This window comes from Streptomyces sp. NPDC008150 (assembly GCF_042956945.1).
Taxonomy (GTDB): Bacteria; Actinomycetota; Actinomycetes; order Streptomycetales; family Streptomycetaceae; genus Streptomyces.
The window spans coordinates 37338-60166 of record NZ_JBIBHJ010000001.1; the positions used below are offsets into that span (position 1 = coordinate 37338).

At 74.9% G+C, this 22829-nt stretch carries 13 protein-coding genes; 4 read left to right on the plus strand and 9 right to left on the minus strand.

The window, feature by feature from the left end; all coding sequences use genetic code 11:
• Positions 1-83: 83 nt before the first annotated feature.
• From ACFZA0_RS00150 to ACFZA0_RS00185, 8 genes are all read right to left on the minus strand, one after another.
• On the minus strand, positions 84-1412 hold the full coding sequence (locus tag ACFZA0_RS00150) for a hypothetical protein (protein WP_391008719.1): 1329 nt from the start codon (positions 1410-1412) through the stop codon (positions 84-86).
• Positions 1409-3748 (minus strand): CDP-glycerol glycerophosphotransferase family protein, encoded by a 2340-nt coding sequence (locus tag ACFZA0_RS00155; RefSeq protein WP_391008722.1) that lies wholly within the window; start codon positions 3746-3748, stop codon positions 1409-1411. Before ACFZA0_RS00155 ends, ACFZA0_RS00150 begins: the two co-directional genes overlap by 4 nt.
• 6 nt (positions 3749-3754) lie before the next feature.
• Positions 3755-5998 carry a CDP-glycerol glycerophosphotransferase family protein gene (locus tag ACFZA0_RS00160; protein ID WP_391008725.1) on the minus strand — a complete coding sequence of 748 codons (2244 nt, stop codon included), beginning with the start codon at positions 5996-5998 and terminating at the stop codon, positions 3755-3757.
• A gap of 223 nt (positions 5999-6221) precedes the next feature.
• A complete protein-coding gene (locus tag ACFZA0_RS00165) occupies positions 6222-8546 on the minus strand; it encodes a CDP-glycerol glycerophosphotransferase family protein (protein WP_391008728.1) in 2325 nt (774 codons plus the stop codon).
• A gap of 151 nt (positions 8547-8697) precedes the next feature.
• Positions 8698-9606 carry an ABC transporter permease subunit gene (locus tag ACFZA0_RS00170; protein ID WP_391008730.1) on the minus strand — a complete coding sequence of 303 codons (909 nt, stop codon included), beginning with the start codon at positions 9604-9606 and terminating at the stop codon, positions 8698-8700.
• Positions 9603-10979, minus strand: a complete 1377-nt coding sequence (locus ACFZA0_RS00175; protein WP_391008733.1) for an ABC transporter permease subunit — start codon at positions 10977-10979, stop codon at positions 9603-9605. The genes ACFZA0_RS00170 and ACFZA0_RS00175 overlap by 4 nt, the downstream gene beginning before the upstream one ends.
• Positions 10980-11024: 45 nt before the next feature.
• On the minus strand, positions 11025-12446 hold the full coding sequence (locus tag ACFZA0_RS00180; RefSeq protein WP_391008736.1) for an extracellular solute-binding protein: 1422 nt from the start codon (positions 12444-12446) through the stop codon (positions 11025-11027).
• 502 nt (positions 12447-12948) lie between these two features.
• Complete coding sequence (locus ACFZA0_RS00185; RefSeq protein WP_391008739.1) at positions 12949-16467, minus strand: FHA domain-containing protein; 3519 nt, start codon at positions 16465-16467, stop codon at positions 12949-12951.
• A 536-nt stretch (positions 16468-17003) separates the two neighbouring features.
• Between ACFZA0_RS00185 and ACFZA0_RS00190 the strand changes: the two genes are divergently transcribed.
• The 4 genes from ACFZA0_RS00190 (at position 17004) to ACFZA0_RS00205 (ending at position 22381) form a co-directional block, all read left to right on the plus strand.
• A complete protein-coding gene (locus tag ACFZA0_RS00190; protein WP_391008742.1) occupies positions 17004-18647 on the plus strand; it encodes a protein kinase in 1644 nt (547 codons plus the stop codon).
• 180 nt (positions 18648-18827) lie between these two features.
• On the plus strand, positions 18828-20072 hold the full coding sequence (locus tag ACFZA0_RS00195; protein ID WP_391008745.1) for a protein kinase: 1245 nt from the start codon (positions 18828-18830) through the stop codon (positions 20070-20072).
• Between the two features lie 79 nt (positions 20073-20151).
• Positions 20152-21258, plus strand: coding sequence for a peptide chain release factor 2 (gene prfB, locus ACFZA0_RS00200; RefSeq protein WP_391008748.1), 1107 nt, complete (start codon positions 20152-20154; stop codon positions 21256-21258).
• A 328-nt stretch (positions 21259-21586) separates the two neighbouring features.
• A complete protein-coding gene (locus ACFZA0_RS00205; RefSeq protein ID WP_391008751.1) occupies positions 21587-22381 on the plus strand; it encodes a hypothetical protein in 795 nt (264 codons plus the stop codon).
• A 116-nt stretch (positions 22382-22497) separates the two neighbouring features.
• Here the strand turns inward: ACFZA0_RS00205 and ACFZA0_RS00210 are convergent, their stop codons facing one another.
• Complete coding sequence (locus ACFZA0_RS00210; protein WP_391008754.1) at positions 22498-22692, minus strand: hypothetical protein; 195 nt, start codon at positions 22690-22692, stop codon at positions 22498-22500.
• Positions 22693-22829 lie beyond the last annotated feature (137 nt).

A 22829-nucleotide genomic window follows, 5' to 3' on the forward strand; every position in this document is an offset into this window, starting at 1 on the left:
AGGGCGGGGCGGGAGGTTCGAGGCATTTGGTCTGTATTCCCGTTCCGGTCAACGGGGCCGCCCTGCTTCACCTCATCGAGTGATCACGAACCGGCCGCACCGACGGCCGCGCCCGGCCCCCTCTCCTGGCCCGCGCCCGCTTCCGTCGGCCGGGGCCCCGGCAGTGCCGCTCCCGCCCCCGACGCGCGGAGGGCGACGACCGCCGGTTCGAGGAGCAGCGGCACCCCGAGGACCGGCAGCAGCCACGCCAGCACGATCAGCCGGTCGCCCCAGATGGCCATGTCCGGGTGGCCCGCCTGCGTCAGGATCCCGGTGGCCGCGGCGGCGACGAGCAGCACGCCGAACGCGGGCCGCCGGCGCAGCGCGCCCCACGCGCCGGCCGCCAGCAGGGTCGCGAACAACGGCTCCCACAGCTGCCGCCGCGCCCACTCCAGCCAGAAGTCGGCCTCCAGGTGCAGCAGTTCGGGCCAGGGGCGGGCGCGGTCGGGCCGGGTGAAGTGGGCCGTCAGCAGGTCCTGGAGGCTGTCCGTCTCGGACGGGTAGCGCAGTGCCCGCGCCGCGAGCACCGTGCCGAGCGCGGCGCAGCACCCCACCGCCGCGAGGGCGAGCAGGCCGCGCCCCGGCGCCCGCCCCCGCCGTCGGCGCCGCACCGCGAGCAGCGCGCACGCGCCCGCCAGGCACAGCCCGAGGAACAGCGACTGGGAGTGCTTGACCGTGAACAGGGCGAGCAGCGCGGCGGCCGTCACGCCCGCCCCGGCCCGGCCCCGCCCGGTCAGCGCGAGCGCGCAGCCCCACAGGGCGGCCAGGGTCAGCGTGAGCTGGAGCCCCTCCGACATCGGGCGCATCGAGGTCGCCCCGCACGGCAGGACGTAGAACAGCGCCTGGCCGAGCAGGGCCACCGGGACGGGCGCGCCCAGCCGCCGCAGCACCAGGTGGGCCAGCACGCCGCCCGCGACGGTGACGGCGACGCCGGCCGCCCACAGCCCCCACGTCACGCCGAACACGGTGACGAAGGGGACGAGGAGGGCCGGGTAGCCCGGCCGCACCTCGAAGATGCGCATGAAGCGCGCCGACATGAACGGGGCGGTGTGCCCGCCCGTCTGCCCCGCCCGCAGCCGCGGGTCGACCTGCCGCCACTGCTCGGCGCGGCAGTCCGCGTACACCCGGCCGGTGGGATCCGGGGCGTGGAAGCGCAGCACGTCGACGCTCTGGTCGCGCCACGCGATCGAGGCCCGGCTCGCGCACGCGTAGTCGATGGCACCGGACGCCGCGGACAGCTTGTCCTCGCCGCGCAGACTCAGCGCGTACGACAGGTAGTTCTTCGTGTCCGGGGTGTCCCGGCCGGTGACGTTGGCGAGTTGGAGCACGGCGAAGACGGCGGCCAGCAGCAGGACCCAGGTGCGGGGCCTCACGACGACGCGTACAGGTCGTGCTCCGCGCCGGCGCCCCGCGGTGCACCGCCCGGGGCGCCGCCCGGGGCGGCGGGAGCGGCGGACGGCGCCCTGTCCTCGCGGCCGGCGGGGGCCGAGGGCGCGGGGACCTTCGCCGTCGCCCGCGGGGGCGCCGGTTCCGGCAGCGGCTCGCCGAGCATCACCGTGCGCACCACCCGCTCCGCGGCCCGCCCGTCCTCGAACTCGCAGAAGCGGGCGCGGAACGCGGACCGCAGCGCGGCCGACGCGTCGTCGCACCAGGCCCCGGACGCGAACAGGTCGGCCAACTCCTCGTAGGAGGAGGTGACATGACCCGGTGGCTCGGCGGTGACGTCGAAGTACGTGCCGCGGCTGGCGGCGTACGCGTCCCGGTCGTCGGCGTGCAGGACGACCGGGCGGTCCAGGTTGGCGTAGTCGAACATCAGGGCCGAGTAGTCGGTGACCAGGACGTCGGAGGCGAGCAGGACGTCCTCGACGCGGGGCTCGTCGGTCGCGTCCACGAGGACGCCGCGCCGGTGCAGTTCGGACAGGCCGAGGCCGCGCGCCGGGCCGTCCACCAGCGACGGGTGCAGCCGTACCACCAGGGTGTGCCCGGGGCCCAGGTCGGCGGCGAGACGGGCCGGGTCGAAGCGCTCCACGTGACCGCCGCGCCGGTACTCGCGCCGGGTGGGCGCGTACAGCACGACGGTGTCGCCGGACGGGATGCCGAGCCGCTCCCGGACGGCGGCGGCCCGCTCGCCGGGGGCGGCGCCGACCAGCACGTCGTTGCGCGGGCTGCCGGTGCGCAGGGAGGTGAAGTGGCAGGGGTAGGCGCGCTCCCAGACCAGCTCGGAGTGGCGGTTGGCGACCAGGCTGTAGTCCCAGCGGTCGGCGCGCCGCAGCATCCCGGGCACGTCCGTGCCGAGCCGGGCGCCTGGCTTGTCCCGCAGGTCCGCCGCCATGTACTTCAGCGGGGTGCCCTGGTGGGTGTGGACGTGCACGCTGCCGGGCCGCTTCACCAGCGCCCCGGGCCAGTTGACGTTGTTGACGAGGTACGCGGCCCGTGCCGTCACCTCGTGGTAGCGGGGCGAGTCGAGCAGGACGTGCTCCACACCGGGCGGCAGCAGCGCGGCCTGCTCCTCGTCGCGCACCACCCACACACCGCGCACGTGCGGCGCGAACTCCCGTGCCGCGTAGTACACGGCGGCCGGGTCGCCGAGCACGCCGCGGTGCGAGAACGCCGAGTACACCGCGAGGTTCGGGTCGACGGGGCGCCGCGCGTGGCGCGCGGAGCGGCGCCGGGCCGTGCGCGCCGCGGCCGCCCGGCGGGCCCGGCGGGCGCGCCGCTCCAGCTCGCGGGCGGCGCGGCCCGCCTGCCGCTTGAGCCGGTACGCGGCGTAACTCCCGTTCAGCACACGGGTCTCGGGGGTGTCCTCGGCGCCGGCCGGGCGGTGTTCGCGGAACATCGCGGCCGTGACCGCGAAGAACTCCGCCTTGTCGCCCGGGGGCAGCCGGTCGGGCTTGGCGAGGATGTCGAGGCAGTGCTCGCCCATCTTGCGGTGCAGGTAGGGCCGCCACTCGTGCAGCCTCGGGCGCGCCTCGACGAACGCGAAGACGCGCGCGTACTGGTCGTGGATGTCGAAGTGCTTGCGGCTGGTGGTGGACAGGATGTTGCCCTGGCGGCGCTGGCGGTAGTCCAGGCAGACGCGGTCCATGGTGGCGACGCGCTCCGCGCTGAGCATCACCGGGAACGTCCAGGGCGTGTCCTCGTAGTAGCCCGGCGGGAAGGTGAAGCCCTCGCGCTCGACGAAGTCGCGCCGGTACACCTTGTTCCAGACGACCATCAACAGGTCGAGGATCTCGGGGCGTTGGGACGCGGTGAAGGTGCCGTCGGGCGAACCGGGGAAGCCGTCCGCCGCGTCGGCGAGGACGTGCGCGAGGACGTTGCGGCGGGTGCCGCCCCACCAGTACGTGCGTGCGTAGTCGAAGACCAGGACGTCCGGGTCGGCGCACTCCGCGAGCCGGTCCGCGATCGCGCCGAGCGCGCCGGGGGTGAGCGTGTCGTCGCTGTCGAGGAAGAAGAGGTAGTCGCCCGTGGCGAGGGGCATGCCCGCGTTGCGGGCGCGGCCGAGGCCGGCGTTCTCCGGCAGGTGCAGCACCCGCACCCGGGAGTCGGCGGCGGCGTACTCGTCGAGGATCGCGCCGCAGCCGTCGGGGGAGCAGTCGTCGACGGCGACGATCTCGAAGTCCCGGAACGACTGCGTCAGTACGGAGTCGAGGCACTCGCGCAGGAAGCCCTGCACCTTGAAGACGGGCAGGACGATGCTGATGCGGGGCACGTCGGGTCAGCTCCTTACGAGAGGGGAGGCGGCGGGGGCGGGCACGCGCTCCGCGAGCGGGATCACGGGCGGGACCGCCTCGGGCGGCTCACCGAGCAGCACCCGGCGCACGACGCGTTCCGCGGCCTGTCCGTCGTCGAACTGGCAGAAGCGCTCGCGGAACCGGGCCCGCGCGGCCGTCGAGGAGGGGCCGCGGTACGAGCCGTCGCGGAAGACGGCGGCCAGTTCGCCGGGGGTGCGTGTCACCGGCCCCGGCGGGGCGAGCGTCAGGTCGAAGTAGACGCCGCGCGTCTCCCGGTAGACGTCCCAGTCGTCCGCGTACACGACGACGGGCCGGTCGAGGTTGGCGTAGTCGAACATGATCGACGAGTAGTCGGTGACCAGGACGTCGGCGGCCAGGCACACGTCCTCGGAGGAGCGGTGCGAGGTGACGTCGATGATCCGGCCGCTGCCGGACCTGCCGCCCCGGTCGTAGAAGTAGTGGGCGCGCAGCAGCACCACGACGTTCTCCCCGGCCGCCGCGCAGAACTCCTCCAGGTCGAGCCCGGTCTCGAAGCCCGTGTGGTGGTCGCGGTGGGTCGGCGCGTACAGCACGGCCAGACTGCCCTCGGGGACGCCCAGTTCGCGGCGCACCCGCGCCACGTCGTCGGCGCGCGAGGTGTAGTAGACGTCGTTGCGCGGATAGCCGTACTCCAGCGCCTCGTAGGAGCCGGGGAAGGCCCGCTCCCACATCTGCGTGGAGTGCCGGTTGGAGGAGAGGTTGTAGTCCCAGCGGTCGACCCGGCCCAGCAGCTTCGTGAAGCTGCCGGTGGCCGCCGCGACCACCGGGTACGTCGACTGGTCGACGCCCATCTTCTTCAGCGGGGTGCCGTGCTGGGTCTGCACGTGGACCGTGCCGGGGCGTTTGACCACGCCCTCCGCGAAGTTGGCGTTGTTGACGAGGTAGCGGGCGCGGGCCAGCAGGTCCCAGGCGCGCCGGCTGCCGATGACCGCGTGCTCGACGTCCGGCGGCACCGAGCCCGCCGCGTCGGCCTCCACGAGGAACACCGAGCGGATGTGCGGGGCGAGTTCGCGTGCCTTGGCGTGGATGGCGGCCGGACTGCACGCGTAGCCGCGGCCCCAATAGGCGCAGAACACCGCGAGGTTGGGGTCGACCGGGCGGCGGAGCTGCCGCGCGTAGCGGCGCCGGGTGCGCAGGCCGCGCAGCCGGGCGGGCAGCGGGCGCGCGGGACCGGACCGGGCCGGACCGGTCCCGGCCGCGGCGAGCCGGGCCGCCGTGCGGTTCGCGGTGCGCAGGGCGCGGAACGCCGTGTACGCCCCGGCCGCGAGCAGCCGGTGCTGCACGCCGACACTGCCGCCCGGCGCCCGGTAACCGGCCGGACGGTGACGGCGGTAGAGGCGGCCGGCCCGGCGGAAGAAGGCGCGCCGCCGGTTCGCGGGCAGCCGCCCCGGGTGGGCCGCGGTGCGCAGGACCGCGGCGAAGAGCTGGCCGAACAGCGCCCCGAACCGGCTTCCGGACAGGCCCCGTTCGGCGGCGGCGACGAGCACCAGCTCGGTCTGGTCGAGGAGTTCGAGATGGTGCTCGCCCGGCAGGTTCAGCCGGCTGCCCTGGCGGCGCGCGCGGTGCCGGACCAGGGCCGTGGGCGCGACCGCCACCTGCTCGGCGGCCACGGTGACCAGACCGCCCCAGCCCACGTCGGTGAAGTGACCGGCGGGGAAGGCGAGTTCGTTGTCCGCGACGAAGTCCGCGCGGTAGGCGGCGCTCCACGCGGGGAGCTGGGCGCCGGTCAACTGGGGTGCCCGCGCGGGGGAGAAGGCGTCCTTGGGGGTCTTGGGCGGCAGTGTCGCGGCCGGGTCGCCGCTCTCGCCCTCCCACCAGTGGGCGCGCTCGTACGGGGCGTACACCACGTCGACGTCACCGGTCGCCGCGAGCCTCGCGTCCAGGGCGGTCAGCGCGCCGGGCAGCAGCAGGTCGTCCCCGTCGAGGAACAGCAGGTAGGTGCCCGAGGCCGCGCGGACGCCGGTGTTGCGGGCCGCGCCGAGCCCGTCGTCCGGCGGCGAGTGCACGGGGGTCACCCGCCCGTCGCGCGCGGCGTACCCGGCGGCCACCTCGGCGCCCGGCGACCCGGGACCGTCACAGACGGGGAGCACCTCGAAGTCGCCGAACGACTGCGCGAGAACGGAGTCCAGCGCCTGGGACAGCCGGCCCGCGACCCCATGGGACGGGACGATGATGCTGAAGCGGGGCATTCTGCTCTTCCTTTTGATGACCTGGTCCGGCGCGGCTCCGGCCGGGCCCGGGGGCGGGCGCGGCGCCCGTCCGGCGCCGCGCGCGGCGGGACCGCGCCCGCCCCGGCACCCCACCGGGTCCGCGCCGGCCCGGCCGCCCGGACGGCCGCCAGGTGGACGGCCGCGTCGGGGTGGGCCGCGTCGTACTGGGGGGCATGTGTCCTCCCGGATGAGGAAACGGTGCTCAGAGGCTGTCGGTGACGGGTAGCCGGCCGACAGGTTGCGGCCGGGAGGCGTACGGGTTGCGCGCGCCGCCCGCCGCGGGCTCCGGCACCACCGCCGTGCCGGGGCAGGCCGACGGCACCGGGTGGCGCTCGGCGAGCGGCACCACCGGCGGCAGCCCCGACTCCACGTCCCGCTGCCCGAGCACCACGTGCCGGACGACCCGCTCGGCGGCCCGCCCGTCGTCCAGGGCGCAGAACCGCTCGCGGAACGCGGCACGCAGCTGGGCGGAACGGGAGCCGCGCCAGTGGCCGGTGGTGAAGATGTCGACCAGCTCGTCCTCGCTGCGCGCGACCGCGCCGGGCGGGAACGCCCGCAGGTCGAAGTAGGTGCCGCGGGACGCCTCGTAGGCCTGCCAGTCCTCCGCGTGGATCACGATCGGCCGGTTCAGGCCGGCGTAGTCGAACATGATCGACGAGTAGTCGGTGAGCAGGACGTCGGCGGCCAGGCACAGGTCCTCGACGCTCGGGTGCGCGCTGACGTCGACGATCCGGCCGCCGCCCGCCTCGCCGCCCGTCGTGCCGGCCGGGGCGAGCGGGCCGCCGTGCCAGTGGTGGGCGCGGGCGAGCACCACGAAGTCCGGCCCCAGGCGCCGCACCACGCGCTCCAGGTCGAGGACCGGGCGCTGCGTCGTGCGGTAGTCGCGGTGGGTCGGCGCGTACAGCACCGCGATCTTGTCGCGCGGCACGCCCAGCGACTCGCGCAGCCGCTTGACGTCGGCCGAAGTGGCGCGCTGGAACACGTCGTTGCGCGGATACCCGTACTCCAGCGTCCGGTAGCGGCCGGGGTAGACGCGCTCCCAGGTCAGCGTGGTGTGCCGGTTCGCGGTCACCAGGTAGTCCCAGGAGTCGACCCCGCGCAGGAGCTGGGCGAAGTCCATGGAGCGGGCGGCGGCCGGGCGCTCCTGGAGGTCCAGGCCCATGTGCTTGAGCGGGGTGCCGTGCTGGGTCTGCACGAAGACCTGCCCGCGCCGCTTGACCAGGCGCCGGTCGAAGTTGACGTTGTTCACCAGGTACTTGGAGCGGGCCAGCGCCGTCCAGTACGCGGCGGTCCCCGGGCTCAGCCGCCGGGTCTGCGCCGGGATCGTGTGGTGGTGCTCGGGCCGCGCGATCCACGCGGTGCGGATGTGCGGCGCCAGCGCGCGGAACGCGGCCTCCAGCGCCCCCGGGTTGCAGCTCCGGCCGAGCCCCCAGGACGCCGCGAACACCGCGCGGTCCGCGCGCAGCGGCAGCCGGAGCTGGAGCCGGTAGTGCGCGCGCAGCAGGCCCGCCCGCAGCACCCGGCGGACGCGGACGGCCAGCCGGGCGGTGCGGCGGCGCAGCGTCATCGCCAGCTGGAGGCCCCGGTAGGTGCGGTGCAGGCCCAGGCGCACCAGCGCGTGCCGGGCCCTGGTGCGGGTGCGGAGCGTGCCGCCGGGGGCGCGGTGGCGGCGGCAGTGCGCGCGGGCGCGGCGCAGGAACTCGGCCCGGGTGCCGCGCGGCAGGCGGTCGCGCTTGAGGAACACCGTCGACAGGTGGTCGACCATCCGCCGGTACAACACCGGCCGCCAGCGCTCCAGTTGAGGATGTGCGTCGAGGAACGCGAAGACCCGGTCGTACTGGTCGAAGATGTCGAAGTGGCGCCGGCTCGTGGTGCCGAGGATGTTGCCCCGCCGCCGCTGCCGGTAGCGCACGCACACCCGGTCCAGCGTCGCGATCGGCCCGGCGGCCAGCAGCGCCGGGTAGGTCCACGGCGTGTCCTCGTAGTAGCCGGGCGGGAAGACGAGACCGGCGCGGGTCACGAACTCCCGGCGGTAGGCCTTGTTCCAGGCGACCATCAATACCCGCAGCAGCTCGGGCCGGTCCGCGAGCGCGAACGGGGCCGCCCCCTCCTCGGTGAGCGGGCCGGCGCCGTCCCGCTCGGCCGCGCCCGACCAGTACGTGCGCTCATGGTCGAAGAGCAGCACGTCCGGGTCGCGCGTCGCGCGCAGCCGGGCGGCGATCGCGCCCAGCGCGCCCGGGGCCAGGGTGTCGTCGCCGTCGAGGAACAACAGGTAGTCGCCGCGCGCCAGTTCGGTCCCCGCGTTGCGTGCGGGACCGAGCCCCTGGTTCTCCGGCAGGTGCAGCACGCGCACCCGGGGGTCGCGGGCGGCGAACTCGTCCGCGAGCGCGCCGCAGGCGTCCGGCGAGCAGTCGTCGACCACGATCAGTTCGAAGTCGGGGTGGGACTGGGAGAGCACCGACTCCAGGCATTCGGTCAGGTACGCCTGGACCTCGTACGCGGGGACGATGACACTGAACCTGGGCAAGGCACATCCATGGGTCGGCGCGGGCGTTCGGCCCGGGAACGCCCGCCGTACCGCCTTGGTTACGTTCCCTGCGGCATCCGGGGGACGCCGGGTGAACGAGAAGGGGCGGACCGGTTGCGGTCCGCCCCTCCCAACGCGGTCCCCTCCGCGCCTACTTCACCGCGCCCGCCATCACCCCCGAGACGAACTGCCGCTGGAACGCGAAGAACACGGCCAGCGGGATCACCATCGAGATGAACGCGCCCGGCGCCAGCACGTCGATGTTGTTGCCGAACTGGCGTACCTGCGTCTGGAGGGCCACGGTGATCGGCTGGGTGCCCGACTTGGTGAACACCAGCGCGACCAGCATGTCGTTCCACACCCACAGGAACTGGAAGATGGCCAGGCTCGCGATGGCCGGGCCGCCCAGCGGCAGCACCACCCGCGCGAACAGCCTGAGCTCGCCCGCCCCGTCGAGCCGTGCGGCCTCCAGGAGTTCGCGGGGGATCTCCGCGAAGAAGTTCCGCAGCAGGAACACCGCGAACGGCAGGCCGAAGCCGGTGTGGAACAGCACGACACCGAGCACCGAGCCGAACAGCCCTATTTTCCCGAACAGTTCGGCGATCGGGATCAGCGCCACCTGCACCGGCACCACCAGCAGGCCGACCACGGCCAGGAACCACCAGTCGCGGCCCGGGAACTCCATCCACGCGAACGCGTAGCCCGCGAGCGAGCCGATCACGACGACGAGCAGCGTCGCCGGCACCGTGATCAGCACGGTGTTGAGCAGCGAGTGCGTGATGTCGCCGTTCTCCAGCAGCTTCCGGTAGCTGCCGAAGGTGAGTTGGGACGGCTTGGCGAACACCTTCCACCAGCCGCTCGCGTTCATGTCCTCCGGCGTGCGCAGCGACGACAGCAGCAGACCGATCGTCGGCACCAGCCAGAACAGGCCCACCAGGATCAGCACGACGCGCAGCGCGCCGCCCGTCGCCGCCTGCGCGAGCCGGGAGACGAGCGACGGCCTCGGCGGCCGTGCCTTCGCGGGCTCAACCGTCGCGAGCCCCTCCGCCTGCGCCGTCATCTCCGGGCCTCCTGCCGCAGCCTGCGCATGTTGAAGAGCATCACCGGGATCACCAGCAGCAGCAGGAACACCGCGATCGCGCTCGCGACGCCCGGCCGGTCCTCCGAGAAGCCCTTCCGGTACAGCTCCAGGGCCAGGACGTTCGCGTCGTCCTGCGAGGAGCCCGGAGCGATGATGAACACCAGGTCGAACACCTTCAGGACGTTGATCATCAGCGTGACCGCGACGACCGCCAGCACCGGCGCGAGCAGCGGCACCGTGACCCGGCGGAAGACCTGCCACTCGTTGGCCCCGTCGACGCGCGCCGCCTCCAGCAGTTCGCGCGGGATGCCCGCGAGCCCCGCCGCGATCAGCACCATCGCGAACCCGGCCCACATCCACACGTACGACCCGATGATCGCGGGCGTCACCAGGGACGGGCCGAGCCAGTCGACCCCGTTGTACGGCTCGGCGAAGTTCGACGCGGGCAGCCGCAGCCGCGCCCCGTCGGCCTTCGAGGAGAGGCTGAACGTGCCGTCCGCGGCGGCCTTCGCGGAGTCGACGACCTTGCCGTCCTTGACCGCCTCGATCCGCATCCCGGGATAGCCCAGTTCGGTCGCGTCGACCTCGCCGAGCTTCCCGACGCCCTTGCCCCGCGTGAAGTCCTGCCACGTCGTGCCGGTGATCCGGCCGGACTCGGGCTCCGCCCGCACCGCGCGGGCCGCGTCGGACGGCATCACGTCCGGAGCCACGCCCACCAGCGGCAGCGACACCGGCGTACCGGCGCGCACCGCGTCCCTGGTGACGAACCCGCCCCGCTGCGCGACCAGCGGCGACTCGCGGCCCGGGTGCGCCTTCGGGAACGCGGACGACTCGGCGAACGTGTCGTGCACGCCGACGACGACCGCGTTCGCGATGCCCTTGTCGGGGTCCTGGTCGTAGACCAGCCGGAAGATGATGCCGGCCGCGAGCATCGAGATCGCCATCGGCATGAAGACGACCAGCTTGAACGCCGTTCCCCAGCGCACCCGTTCGGTCAGTACCGCGAAGACCAGCCCGAGCGCGGTCGCGACCGTCGGGGCCAGCACCACCCAGATGATGTTGTTCTTCAGCGCGGTGCGGATGCCGTCGTCGGTGAACAGGGCCTTGTAGTTGTCGAAACCGGCGAAACCGCCGCCGGAGTCGCTGGCGAAACTGCGCACCAGCGAGTACCCGATCGGGTAGACCACGAGCGCGCCGAGCAGCACCAGGGCGGGCAGCAGGAACAGTGCCGCCACGGTGCCGCGGGTGCCGGTGACGCTCTTCCTGCGTCCGCCGGCCGTGCCCGGCCGCGTACGGGAGCCGGAGGGCGGCGCCGGAGTACCGGCGACGCCCCCCGCGGGAGCCTCGGTCATCGCCCGCTCAGCTCCGGACCGCCGTACGGCGGGAGCCGCCGGGCCTCACTGCCCGTACGCCTTCGCCGCGTCGGCCTCCAGTTTGGACTGCGTGCCCGCGACGTCCGTCGGGTTCTTCAGGAAGTCCTGGAGGTCCTTCCACTCGCCCTTGCCGGGCGTCCCGCCGAAGGCCTGGGGGGCCTGGTCGGACATGTCGAACCGGAAGTCGTCGCCCGCCGCGATCAGCGCCTTCGCCATCTTCTGCTGCACCGCGTTCGGGTACGCGGAGTCCGGCACGCTCTTGTTGGGGGAGAGGTAGCCGCCCAGCTTCGCCTGGACCGTCGCCGCCTCCGGGGAGGCCAGGAACGTCGCGAGGGCCTGCGCCCCCTTCGAGTCCTTCAGGATCACCGCCGCGTCGCCGCCGCTGACCACCGGCGCGTCGGTCCCGACCGCCGGGAACGGGAACACCTTCGCGCCCTCGCCGACCTTCTCCTTGGTCTCCGCGATGTTGACCTGCACGAAGTCGCCCTCGAAGACCATGCCCGCCTTCGGCTGGTCCCCGCCGGTGAACGTCTGCGTCACGGACGCGGGGAACTCCGTCTGGAGCGCGCCGTCGGCGCCGCCCGCGACGTAGTCCTTCTTGCCCCAGACCTGGGCGAGCGTGGTCAGGGCCTCCTTCACGGAGGGATCCGTCCACTTGATCTTGTGCTGGGCGAGCTGGTCGTACTTCTCCGGGCCCGCCTGCGAGAGGTAGACGTTCTCGAACCAGTCGGTGAGCGTCCAGCCGTCGGCGCCGCCGACCGAGAACGGGGTGACGCCCGAGTCGTACACCGTCTGCGCGGTGGTCAGCAGCTCCTGCCAGGTCTTGGGCTCCTTGGCCCCGGCGTTCTCGAAGACCTTGGCGTTGTACCAGACCAGCGACTTGTTGGCGGCCTTGTAGTACACCCCGTACGGCGTCCCGTCGACGGTGCCCAGGTCCTGCCAGCCCTTCGAGTAGTTCTTCGCGAGCTGGGCCTTCGCCTCCGCGCCGAGCGGCTTGGCCCACTTCTTCTCGACGGCCTGCTTGATGGCGCCCACCTGCGGCAGCATCGCCACGTCCGGGGGCTGGCCGCCCGCGATCTTCGAACCGAGGAAGTTGATGATCGGGTCCTGGGCCGGCACGAAGGTGACCTTCGCGCCCGTACGCCGGGAGAACTCCGCCAGTACCTTCTTGAAGTTGGCCTGCTCGGCCCCGGTCCACACGGCGGCGACCTCCAGGGTCGTGCCGTTCAGCTTGGGCAGGGAGAGCGTGTCGGCCGATTCCTTGCCGCCCCCGCCGTCACCCTTGCCGCTGTCGTCGTCGCCGCCCCCGCACGCGGCGAGCGAGAGGGCCAGTGCTCCCGCGGCCACGGCCGCCGCGAAGGCCCTCGTGTGCCGGTTCCCGGCGGGGGCTGGTCGCCCGCCCCGCGAACCGTCCGTACGGATGGTGCCGCTGCTCGTGCTGCGCATCACTGCCCCGTTCGTCGTTCCTCGTTGAACGTTCCGGCGCTGTTCCGTGCGCTCTGTGTACGCCCGGCGGGACGGGGGCGGCAAGAGCGCCTGCGGTGTCAACCCGCCGATCGTGACCGCGTCGTGACGGTCCATGCGGTGGAGGTGGGGGAGTTGCGGGGGTGAACGGGGGTGCTGCGGGGACGAGTTGGGAGCCGGGGCGCGGATGCCCGACGGGTCGGCGGCGGTCTGCCGTCGAACAGGGATGCACGGGGCGGGAGTTGTGGGGGTGACCGCGCTCTGCGGGCCCGGCGCGGCGGGCGGCCCGGGCGCGGGACCGTGGTGCGCGTTCGCGGGAGGGACGGCGCCCGCCGCCTCCGCCGGGACGGTCGCCCGGCCGGGGTGAGGCGGCCGGTGGAAGGTCAACGGGGCCTGGCGGGGCGGCGGTTGACGCGCAGCGGAGCCGCGCCGGTGCGGGGCCGGCCCGTGCCGCTCGTGCGGCGTACGGGCCGGCCGGCCGTGCTCACAGCAGGGACGGGACCTCCGCGGCCGACACCTCGCGGGCGGCCCGTTCCAGCGCGCTGGCGAGCAGCGCGAGGTCGGTGGGCCCGTTGCCCAGTTCGCGCACCGGGCGCCGGGCGGGCGGATCGCCCATGCGCTGCCATTCCAGGGCGACGACGGTGGGCCGCGACGTCGCGGTGCGCGGGATCCGCCCGGTCACCCGGCCGCCCTGGAACGCCGTGGTCCTGCCGTCCTGGCCCGTCAGCCGGCCGCGCCCCGGGGCGGGCTCGTCCTGCCCCGGGGACGGCGCGTCGAGCTCGACGCGCAGGCTCGCCCGGCGCGCCGGTTCGGTCTCGGCCGTACGGACGTCGGGCCCGGCGGCCGTCACCAGGTGCACGCCGAGCCGCTCGCCGTCGCGGGCCACCGCCTCCAGCGCGCGCAGCACGGAACCGGCGGCGGGCCGGCCCGGCGAGCCGAGCGGCGGGGACACCAGGGCGTCGAGGTCGTCCACGACCACGACGAGCCGCGGCAGCGGCGGACCCGTCCCGGTCTGCCGGCGGGCCGCCGCCGGGCGCAGCCGGATCGTCGAGCTCGGGGCACTCTCTATGTCGCCGTTGCCCCCGCCGTCCGGCAGCCGTCCGGACGCCGTGCGCTGCGGGCCGATCCGGCCCGCCAGCTCGCGTCGGGCGTGCCACTCCGCGAAGCCCTCGCGGCCCAGCAGTTCGGCCCGGCGCTTGAGCTCCGCGCTCAGGGACTGCGCGAACTCCCGCATCAGGACGGGGTCGTTGGCGCCGAGATGGGTCGTGACGTGCGGGACGTCCGTGCACACGCGCAGCCCGTCGCCGTGCGCGGCGCCGCCGGTCACCGTGTCGCGGCCGTCGACGAGGACGATGCCGAGACGGTCGGGCCGCTCGGCCGCCGCGAGCGAGGCGACCACCGAGCGCAGCAGCTCGGTCCGGCCGCTGCCGGGCGGCCCCTCGACGAGCAGGTGCGAGCCGGCGGCGACCAGGTCCGCGAGGACCGGTCCGCGCGGACCCGCGCCGAGCACGGCCCAGGCCCGGCCGCCGAGGGCCGCCGTGTCGTCGGCGGCGTCCGCCCAGCGGGCCATCAGGGACGCGGGAGTGGCACGTGCCAGCCCGAGCTCGTCGAGCAGCCGGGCCGACAGCGGCAGCGGCGCGGACACCCGGCCCGGCCGCCCGCCCGGGACCCCGTCGGTGCGCAGCGGCGCGAGCGCCCGCGCGAACCGCTCGGCCCAGGCCGCGGACACCGCGTCCACGGCCGCGGTGGTGCCGGGGCCCACGGGCCCGCGGTACGGGCGCGCCGTGCCGTCCGGCCGCGCGTCGTGCCCGCCGGCGTCGGCCACGCGCACCAGCCGCAGCGCGGTCGCGACGTCCCCGCCCAGCAGGGCGACCGCGCCGCACCGGGCGAACACGGGCGAGACCGCGCAGGCGGCCTCGTAGGTCTCGGCGAGCGGCGCCGACGCGGGCGCCGCGGCCGTCTCCGCCAGGCACACGACGTGGATGCCGGCCCGCGGCCCGTCCTGCGCGAGCCGTGCCACGGCCTCGCGCGGACCGGGCCCGCCGGGGTCGCCGTCCACGACGACCACGCAGTACGGACCCGTGTACGCGCCGGGGCCGCCCGCGCCGTGCGGGGCGGCGGGGTGCGGGCGGGCGTCGCCGTTGGTCCCGCCGGGGCCCGGGGCGGTCCGCGGCGCGCGGTCGAGGCCGAGGTCGAACCCGGGACCGGCCACCGGACCGCCGTTGCCGTGACCGCCGTCGAGGTGGTCGGCGCCGCCCCGGCGGGCGCCGGGGACGAGCGGGCCCGCGAACGCCCCGGGCCGGGTGCCGCCGGGTGCCCCGGGGGCCGCCGTGCCGGGGGCGGGTTCGCCCTGACCCTCCCCGGTGCGGTCGGCGAGGCGGCGCAGCAGTTCGTCGGTGCGGGCCGCGGCCTGGTCGCGGTCGAACGCGGTCAGCAGCCGGCAGTCCTGGCCGTGTCCGGGGCGCAGGTGCGGCAGCCAGCCGAGCCAGGACCACTCCGCGGTGCGCTCCTCGACGGAGCGCGAACGGTCCGTGCAGATCAGGACGATCTCCAGGACGTCGGGGGAGTGCAGCGCGGCGAGCTGCGCCACCACCGCGCGCGCCAGCCCGGAGAGCCGGGGGCGCGGTCCGGCCAGGCCGAGCGCGCCCGCCTCGCGCAGCCCGGCCGTCACCGGCACCGCGGGCAGCGGGCCCGAGCCGTCGGGCGCCGCGCGGTCCGCGGTGCCCAGCCGCACCGAGAGGGTCTCCGGGTGACCGGGGCCGCGTTCCCACAGCCGGGGTCCGGGGCCCAGCGCCGTCAGCAGCAGCGCCGCCGGGTCGGGCCAGGTCTCGGGTCCGGGCGCCGCCCCGGGGCGGGACCGCGCGGGGCGGTCGGGCGGCCCCTCGTCGTACGCGGCGTCCTCGGCGGCGTCCTGGCCGCCCCGGCCGGCCGTCCACCGGCGTGCCCAGGCGCCGATCCCGCGTCTGCGCGTGCCCTGCGGGCCGTCCGCGCCGGGCGCGGACCACTCGCCGTCCCGCGTGCCGTCGTCGGGCGGGAGGCCGTCGTGCGGTGCGATCCGGTACGCCCCGAGCGGCCCGGCCCCCACCGGCCCGCCGTGCGTGTCGCCCGCGCCGCCGGGGAAGGGCGGCCGGTCGTCCTCGACGCGCGGCGCCCCGCCCTGGCCGGGCACCACCGGTGCGCCGCCGTCGGACCCGGCCCTGCCGTGGCCGCGGGGCCGGGGCACGCCCGCGGAGGCGCCCCAGCTCGCGGTGCCGTACGCGTGGTGGGTGCCGTCGTACGGGCCGTCCGGACCGGACCGGCCGCGCGGCGGGGCGTCCGCCGCGCGGGCCGCGTCCGCGCCGTCCGCCGCGCGGCCGTCCACGCGCAGGTGGCCCTCGCCGTCGGGGGTGGTCGCCAGGCGCGCGCCCGGACCCTCCGCGCCGGTCAGCCGCAGGGCCGACTCGCCGATCCGCAGCAGGGCGCCCGACGGGAAGGCGACCGGGCGGTCGGCCACCCGCCCGCCGTTCAGCGACGTGCCGTTGGTGGAGCCCAGGTCGGCGACGGAGACCGCGCCGTCGGGCGCGACCGTCACCGCGCAGTGCAGCCGGGAGACGTCCGGGTCGTCGAGCGGGACGTCGGCGCCGGCGGAGCGGCCCACGGTGATCCGGCCGCCGTGCAGCAGGTGCACGCCGCCGGCGTCGGGGCCCGCGACCACGTGCAGCCGGGTCGGGGCGTCGTCCAGCTCGGGGTGCGGCTCCGGGGCGCCCGGCGCGTTCAGGTACAGGACGGCGCCGTCGGTCAGCGGCGGCTCGCCGAGCGTGCTGCGGGCGGCGTCCAGGCGCTCGGCGCCCGCGTACAGGACGGCGGGGCCGTCACCTCCCACCACGGCCGAGGCGAGCGCGGAGGCCACCGCGGCCAGGGCCGTGCCGGCGGGCGCCGTGAGCAGGACGTCGCGGCTCGCCGCGCGGCCCCGCGCCTCGACGGACGGGCCCAGCGGGTCTACGACGGTCAGCCGGATCTGCATCGCGTCAGCGGTCCCTTCTGCGCGGGCGCCCGGCGACAGGGACGAAGCCGCCGCGCGGCACCCCCCACCGCGGACTTCCCCCACCGCCGCACGAGCACGTCGGCCAGTAGCTGGAGGCATCCTCGCACTTGCCACCGACAACACGCCCGCCGCCCGGCTCCAAGTGATCTTGATTGGTCGGCTCTGCCCGTAAAAGTGCCTGGCCGGTGCCCGTCGGACGACCGTTCGTGACCTGATAGCGCCCTCCTCGCGGCCGGTTCCGTCCGTTACCGGCAACCAACCGACCGGGCGGGGCGTCTTTCCGGTGTGCGCGCCCCACCCGTCGTTCCCGCTCCTGCGGGTACGCGCACGTACGGGCGCGCGGAGGGCGTACGGGGCGTCCGGACGCGTACCGGGCGGTGCGCGGACGCACAGTCCGAGGACAGCCCGTCGCCGCGGTGCCCGGCCTTACAGTGGGTTCGGAACAGCCGAAGCCCGCCGCAGGACGCCGGGAACGGTGTACGGACCAGGCAAGCAAGCAGCAGGGAGCGCATGACGTGCGGCCGGTAGGCAGCAAGTACTTCCTCGAAGAGCCGCTCGGGCGGGGCGCCACGGGAACCGTCTGGCGCGCGCGCCAGAGGGAGACCGCGGGTGCCGAGGCCGCCGTGGCGGGCCAGCCCGGCGAGACCGTCGCGATCAAGGTCCTCAAGGAGGAGCTCGCGAGCGACCCCGACATCGTGATGCGGTTCCTGCGCGAACGCTCGGTGCTGCTGCGCCTGACCCACCCCAACATCGTCCGGGTCCGCGACCTGGTCGTGGAGGGCGACCTGCTGGCCCTGGTCATGGACCTGGTCGAGGGCCCCGACCTGCACCGCTACCTGCGCGAGAACGGCCCCTTCAGCCCGGTCGCCGCGGCCCTGCTCACCGCGCAGATCGCCGACGCGCTCGCGGCCAGCCACGCGGACGGCGTCGTCCACCGCGACCTGAAGCCCGCGAACGTCCTGCTGCGCCAGGACAACGGCCAGATGCACCCGCTGCTGACCGACTTCGGCATCGCCCGGCTCGCGGACTCGCCGGGCCTCACGCGCACCCAGGAGTTCGTCGGCACGCCCGCGTACGTCGCGCCGGAGTCCGCCGAGGGTCGCCCGCAGACCTCCGCCGTGGACGTCTACGGCGCCGGCATCCTGATGTACGAGCTGCTCACCGGCCGCCCGCCGTTCTCCGGCGACTCGGCCCTCGAAGTGCTGCACCAGCACCTGAGCGCGGAGCCCCGCAGACCCTCGACGGTGCCCGGTCCGCTGTGGACGGTCGTCGAGCGCTGCCTGCGCAAGAACCCCGACGAGCGGCCCAGCGCCGAGAACCTCGCGCGCGGACTGCGTGTCGTCGCCGAGGGTGTCGGGGTGCACGCGAACTCCGCGCAGATCGCCGCCGCCGAGAACGTCGCCGTGCTGCTCGCCCCCGACCCGTCGCCCGCGACGGTGCCGCAGATGCCCGGCGCCGCCGACCCGACCCAGGTGCTGCCGCACGGGGCCGGCGCCTACGACCCCAACGCCGCCACCAGCGTCCTGCCGCACACCGGAGGCCCCGCGAACGCGGCCGACCCGACGACCGTGATGCCGCCCGTGCCGCAGGGCCAGGGCGGCAACCAGGCCGGCAACCAGCAGGGGCCGCCCGACCAGCCGCACCCGTGGCAGAACCAGCTCCGCGCCGCCCGCGACCGCAACGAGCAGACGCAGGTGCAGTACCTCGACCCGAGCGAGGACCCGCTGCGCCGTCGCCCGCAGCGCCAGGTGGCCCGCCCCCAGCAGCAGCCGCGCCAGCAGCAGCGTCCGCAGCAGGGCTACGCGTACCCGCCGCAGCAACAGCAGCCGCAGCAGCCCCAGCAGTACACGCCGCGGCAGCAGCCCCGGCCGCAGCAGCGCTACTCGCCGCCGGCCGCCCCGCAGCGCCCCGCGCCCGAACCGCGCCAGCCGCGGCAGCGCGGCGCGAACCCGATGAAGATCCCGGGCCTGGGCTGCCTCAAGGGCTGCCTGTTCACGATCGTCATCCTGTTCGTCGCCAGCTGGCTGGTCTGGGAGCTGAGCCCGCTCCAGGACTGGATCGGCACCGGCAAGGGCTACTGGGACCAGATGAGCACCTGGATCAGCGACGTCACGGGGTGGATCGGCGACCTCGGCAACAGCGGCTCGGGCGGCAACTGAGCCGGGGGCGGTTCCGGCCGTCCGGGCCCGCCGAGGGGCGGGCGGTGGCCCCCGACGACCGGAACTGCCCCTTGAGTTCGTGGATTTGTCGACACCTGGTGGGTGATTTCCGCCCGCGTGGTGAAGGTTGGCTCGTCGGACGCGTAGTTTTATCGGCAACACGCGTCTGTAGGAGCAGTCTTGGCACGGAAGATCGGCAGTCGGTACGCCGCCCACCAGGTCCTTGGCCGGGGCAGTGCCGGGACGGTGTGGCTGGGCGAGGGGCCGGACGGCCCTGTCGCGATCAAGCTGCTGCGCGAGGACCTCGCCTCGGACCAGGAGCTCGTCGGGCGCTTCGTGCAGGAGCGCACCGCGCTGCTCGGCCTCGAACACCCCAACATCGTCTCCGTGCGCGACCTCGTGGTCGACGGTGACGACCTCGCCCTCGTCATGGACCTGGTCCGCGGCACCGACCTGCGCACCCGGCTGGACCGCGAGCGCAGGCTCGCCCCGGAGGCCGCGGTCGCCATCGTCGCGGACGTCGCGGACGGTCTCGCCGCCGCGCACGCCGCCGGCGTCGTGCACCGCGACGTGAAGCCGGAGAACGTCCTGCTGGACATGCAGGGGCCGCTCGGCCCGGCGGGCGCCCACCCGGCGCTGCTCACGGACTTCGGCGTCGCCAAACTCATCGACTCCCCGCGCCGCACCCGGGCCACCAAGATCATCGGCACCCCGGACTACCTGGCCCCGGAGATCGTCGAGGGCCTGCCGCCGCGCGCGGCCGTCGACATCTACGCCCTCGCCACGGTCCTGTACGAGCTGCTCGCCGGCTTCACGCCGTTCGGCGGCGGCCACCCGGGCGCGGTGCTGCGCCGCCACGTGACCGAGACGGTGGCGCCGCTGCCCGGCATCCCGGACGACCTGTGGCAGGTACTCGTCCAGTGCCTGGCCAAGGCCCCGGCGTCCCGGCTGCGCGCCTCCGAGCTGGCGGGCCGGCTGCGCGAGCAGCTGCCCGGACTGGCCGGCATCCCGCCGCTCGACGTGGACGAGCCCGACGCGGAGTCCGACGAGGAGCCGCGCCCCGCCGCCGCGGACGACCCCGCCGAGGCGCGGCCCGCCGACGAGCAGCGGGTGCGGCGCGGCGCGGTGCCGCTGGTGCCCGGCGCCAAGCCGGACTCCAACCGGGACACCCACACCTCGATGCGCGTGCCCGGCCCCGACGAACTGGCCGGCGGCGCCCGCGGCACGGCCCGGGTCCCGCGGGCGGCCGGCGCCCCCCGTCCCGGCTCGGCCCGGCACAAGGCGTCGGCCAGGCGCCGCCGCATCGTGTTCGGCGCGGCCGGCCTGGTCCTGGTGGCGGCGGTCGGTGTCGGCACCTGGGCGGCGACCTCGGGCGGCGACGACTCGCCCCACGACAACAGGAACTCCGCGCCCGCCACCCCCTGACGGCCCGCGCCCGGCCCCGCGTGAGAGTGGTCACGGCGGCCCGGCGCTGGCCGCCCGGCGGAGCCGTTACGCTGGAGGCGTGGCAGTCGTCGACGTATCCGAAGAGCTCAAGTCCCTCTCCTCGACCATGGAGTCGATCGAGGCCGTTCTGGACCTCGACAAGCTGAGGGCAGACATCGCCGTGCTCGAGGAGCAGGCGGCGGTCCCCTCGCTGTGGGACGACCCGGACGAGGCGCAGAAGATCACCAGCAAGCTCTCGCACCTCCAGGCCGAGGTGCGCAAGGCGGAGACCCTGCGTGGCAGGATCGACGACCTCTCGGTGCTCTTCGAGATGGCCGACGAGGAGGACGACCCGGACACCCGGGCCGAGGCCGAGACGGAGCTGACCGCCGTCCGCAAGGCGCTGGACGAGATGGAGGTCCGCACCCTCCTGTCCGGCGAGTACGACTCCCGCGAGGCCCTCGTCAACATCCGCGCGGAGGCCGGTGGCGTCGACGCCGCGGACTTCGCCGAGAAGCTCCAGCGCATGTACCTGCGCTGGGCCGAGCGGCACGGCTACAAGACGGAGGTCTACGAGACCTCGTACGCGGAGGAGGCCGGCATCAAGTCGACCACCTTCGCCGTCCAGGTCCCGTACGCCTACGGCACGCTCTCCGTCGAGCAGGGCACCCACCGCCTCGTGCGCATCTCGCCCTTCGACAACCAGGGCCGCCGCCAGACGTCGTTCGCCGGCGTCGAGGTGCTGCCGGTGGTCGAGCAGACCGACCACGTCGAGATCGACGAGTCGGAGCTGCGCGTCGACGTCTACCGGTCCTCCGGGCCCGGCGGACAGGGCGTCAACACCACCGACTCCGCGGTGCGGTTGACCCACATCCCCACCGGCATCGTGGTGTCCTGCCAGAACGAGCGCTCCCAGATCCAGAACAAGGCCACGGCGATGAACGTCCTTCAGGCCAAGCTCCTGGAGCGGCGCCGCCAGGAGGACCAGGCCCGCATGGACGCCCTCAAGGGCGACGGCGGCAACTCCTGGGGAAATCAGATGCGTTCGTACGTCGTGCACCCCTACCAGATGGTCAAGGACCTGCGGACCGAGTTCGAGGTCGGCAACCCGGAGGCCGTCTTCAACGGCGAGATCGACGGCTTCCTGGAGGCCGGGATTCGCTGGCGCAAGCAGCAGGAGAAGTAAAGGCGAACTTCTCCGCCGACGACGGAAGCGTCCGTCACACCTGGGCAACTGCCGTCCTTCGGGCGGCAGTTGCCTTTTGTGTCAGTGGATGTCCGAGTTACACACCACGCTCACAACCTGCCCCCCGCGCAAAGGCGAGCACAACGGGCATCGCGCCCGCAACGGCCTTGACGATGCTCAGAAAAATCGCGAGGGTGAAGCGTGGCATGCGACTGTCCGGGGCGCATGTGAACCGGGGGGAAGTACCAGAAGGGCCACCCCCCGTCGATCACGGCCCCGCGCGCGGCCTCTCCGACGATGAATTTCAGCTACTGGGGGTAGCGGTTACATGACCAAGAAGACACGGATCCGTGTTGCGCGCATAGCGGCGGGTGCCGTGATCATGAGCGGTGCCTCGATGGCGGCGGTGGGTGTCGCGGCGGCGGACACCTCCTCCGACGGCCCGTCCATCTCCGTCGAGGACACCGACGGCGGGACGACCGACGGCGGCACCGGCGGCGACTGCGACCCGATCGGCGCCTGCGACACCAGCGGTGGCACGGCCACCGACGGCGGGACCGCGACGGACGGCGGTACGGCCACGGACGGCGGCACCGCGACCGACGGCGGAACCGCGACGGACGGCGGCACGGCCACCGACGGCGGCACCGCGACCGACGGCGGAACCGCGACGGACGGCGGCACGGCCACCGACGGCGGTACCGCCACCGACGGCGGGACCGCGACGGACGGCGGCACGGCGACCGACGGCGGCACCACCACCGGCGGTTCCACCACGGGCGGCTCCTCGACCGGCGGCTCCTCCACCGGTGGCTCCACGACCGGCGGTTCGAGCACCGGTGGCTCCGGCAGCACCGGCGGTTCCGGCACGGGCGGTTCCGGGTCCACCGGCACCACCCCCGACGGCGGCAGCGCCCCGTCCGCGCAGGAGGAGGGCTCCTCCGCCCTCACCGACACGGGCTCCGACGCCAAGCCCCAGGGCGGCGACGACGAGCTCGCCGACACCGGTGCGGGCCAGACCACGATCCTGCTGATCGGCGCCGCCACGATGCTGGCCGGCGGCATCGGCTTCCGCTTCCTGCCGCGCCTCATGAACGGGCGCAACGGCGGCACCGCCGCCTGACGGTGACCGGCCGCCCACGCACCGTGGGCGTCACGCGTCACGAAAGGAGCCCGGAGCGTCCAACGCTCCGGGCTCCTTCGCACGTCCCCGGGCCCGGGGGCCCCACGACGGATCCGCTACGCGCCCTGGTGGGCAAGCAGCGCGAAGGCCGCCACCAGTACCGCGAGCAGAACGATCAGCGCCATCGGGTTGAGCCCCGCGAAAGGGGGCTTCTCCTGTTCCAGCCGCTCGCGGTTGGCCCGGCACACCGGGCACCGGCCCTCACTGACGGGAGCCGCGCAGTTCGCGCACACCAGCCGGTCGTACGTCATGCGCTCGCCCTCCTTGCAGCGGTTCACCAACACAACGCCCACAGCATCGCGAACGTTCCCACTCCACTGTGCCAGGTTCCGCGGAATTCGGCGCGGCCCGCCGTATCCTGCCCCGCCGAGGCCCGATCCAGCCCTTC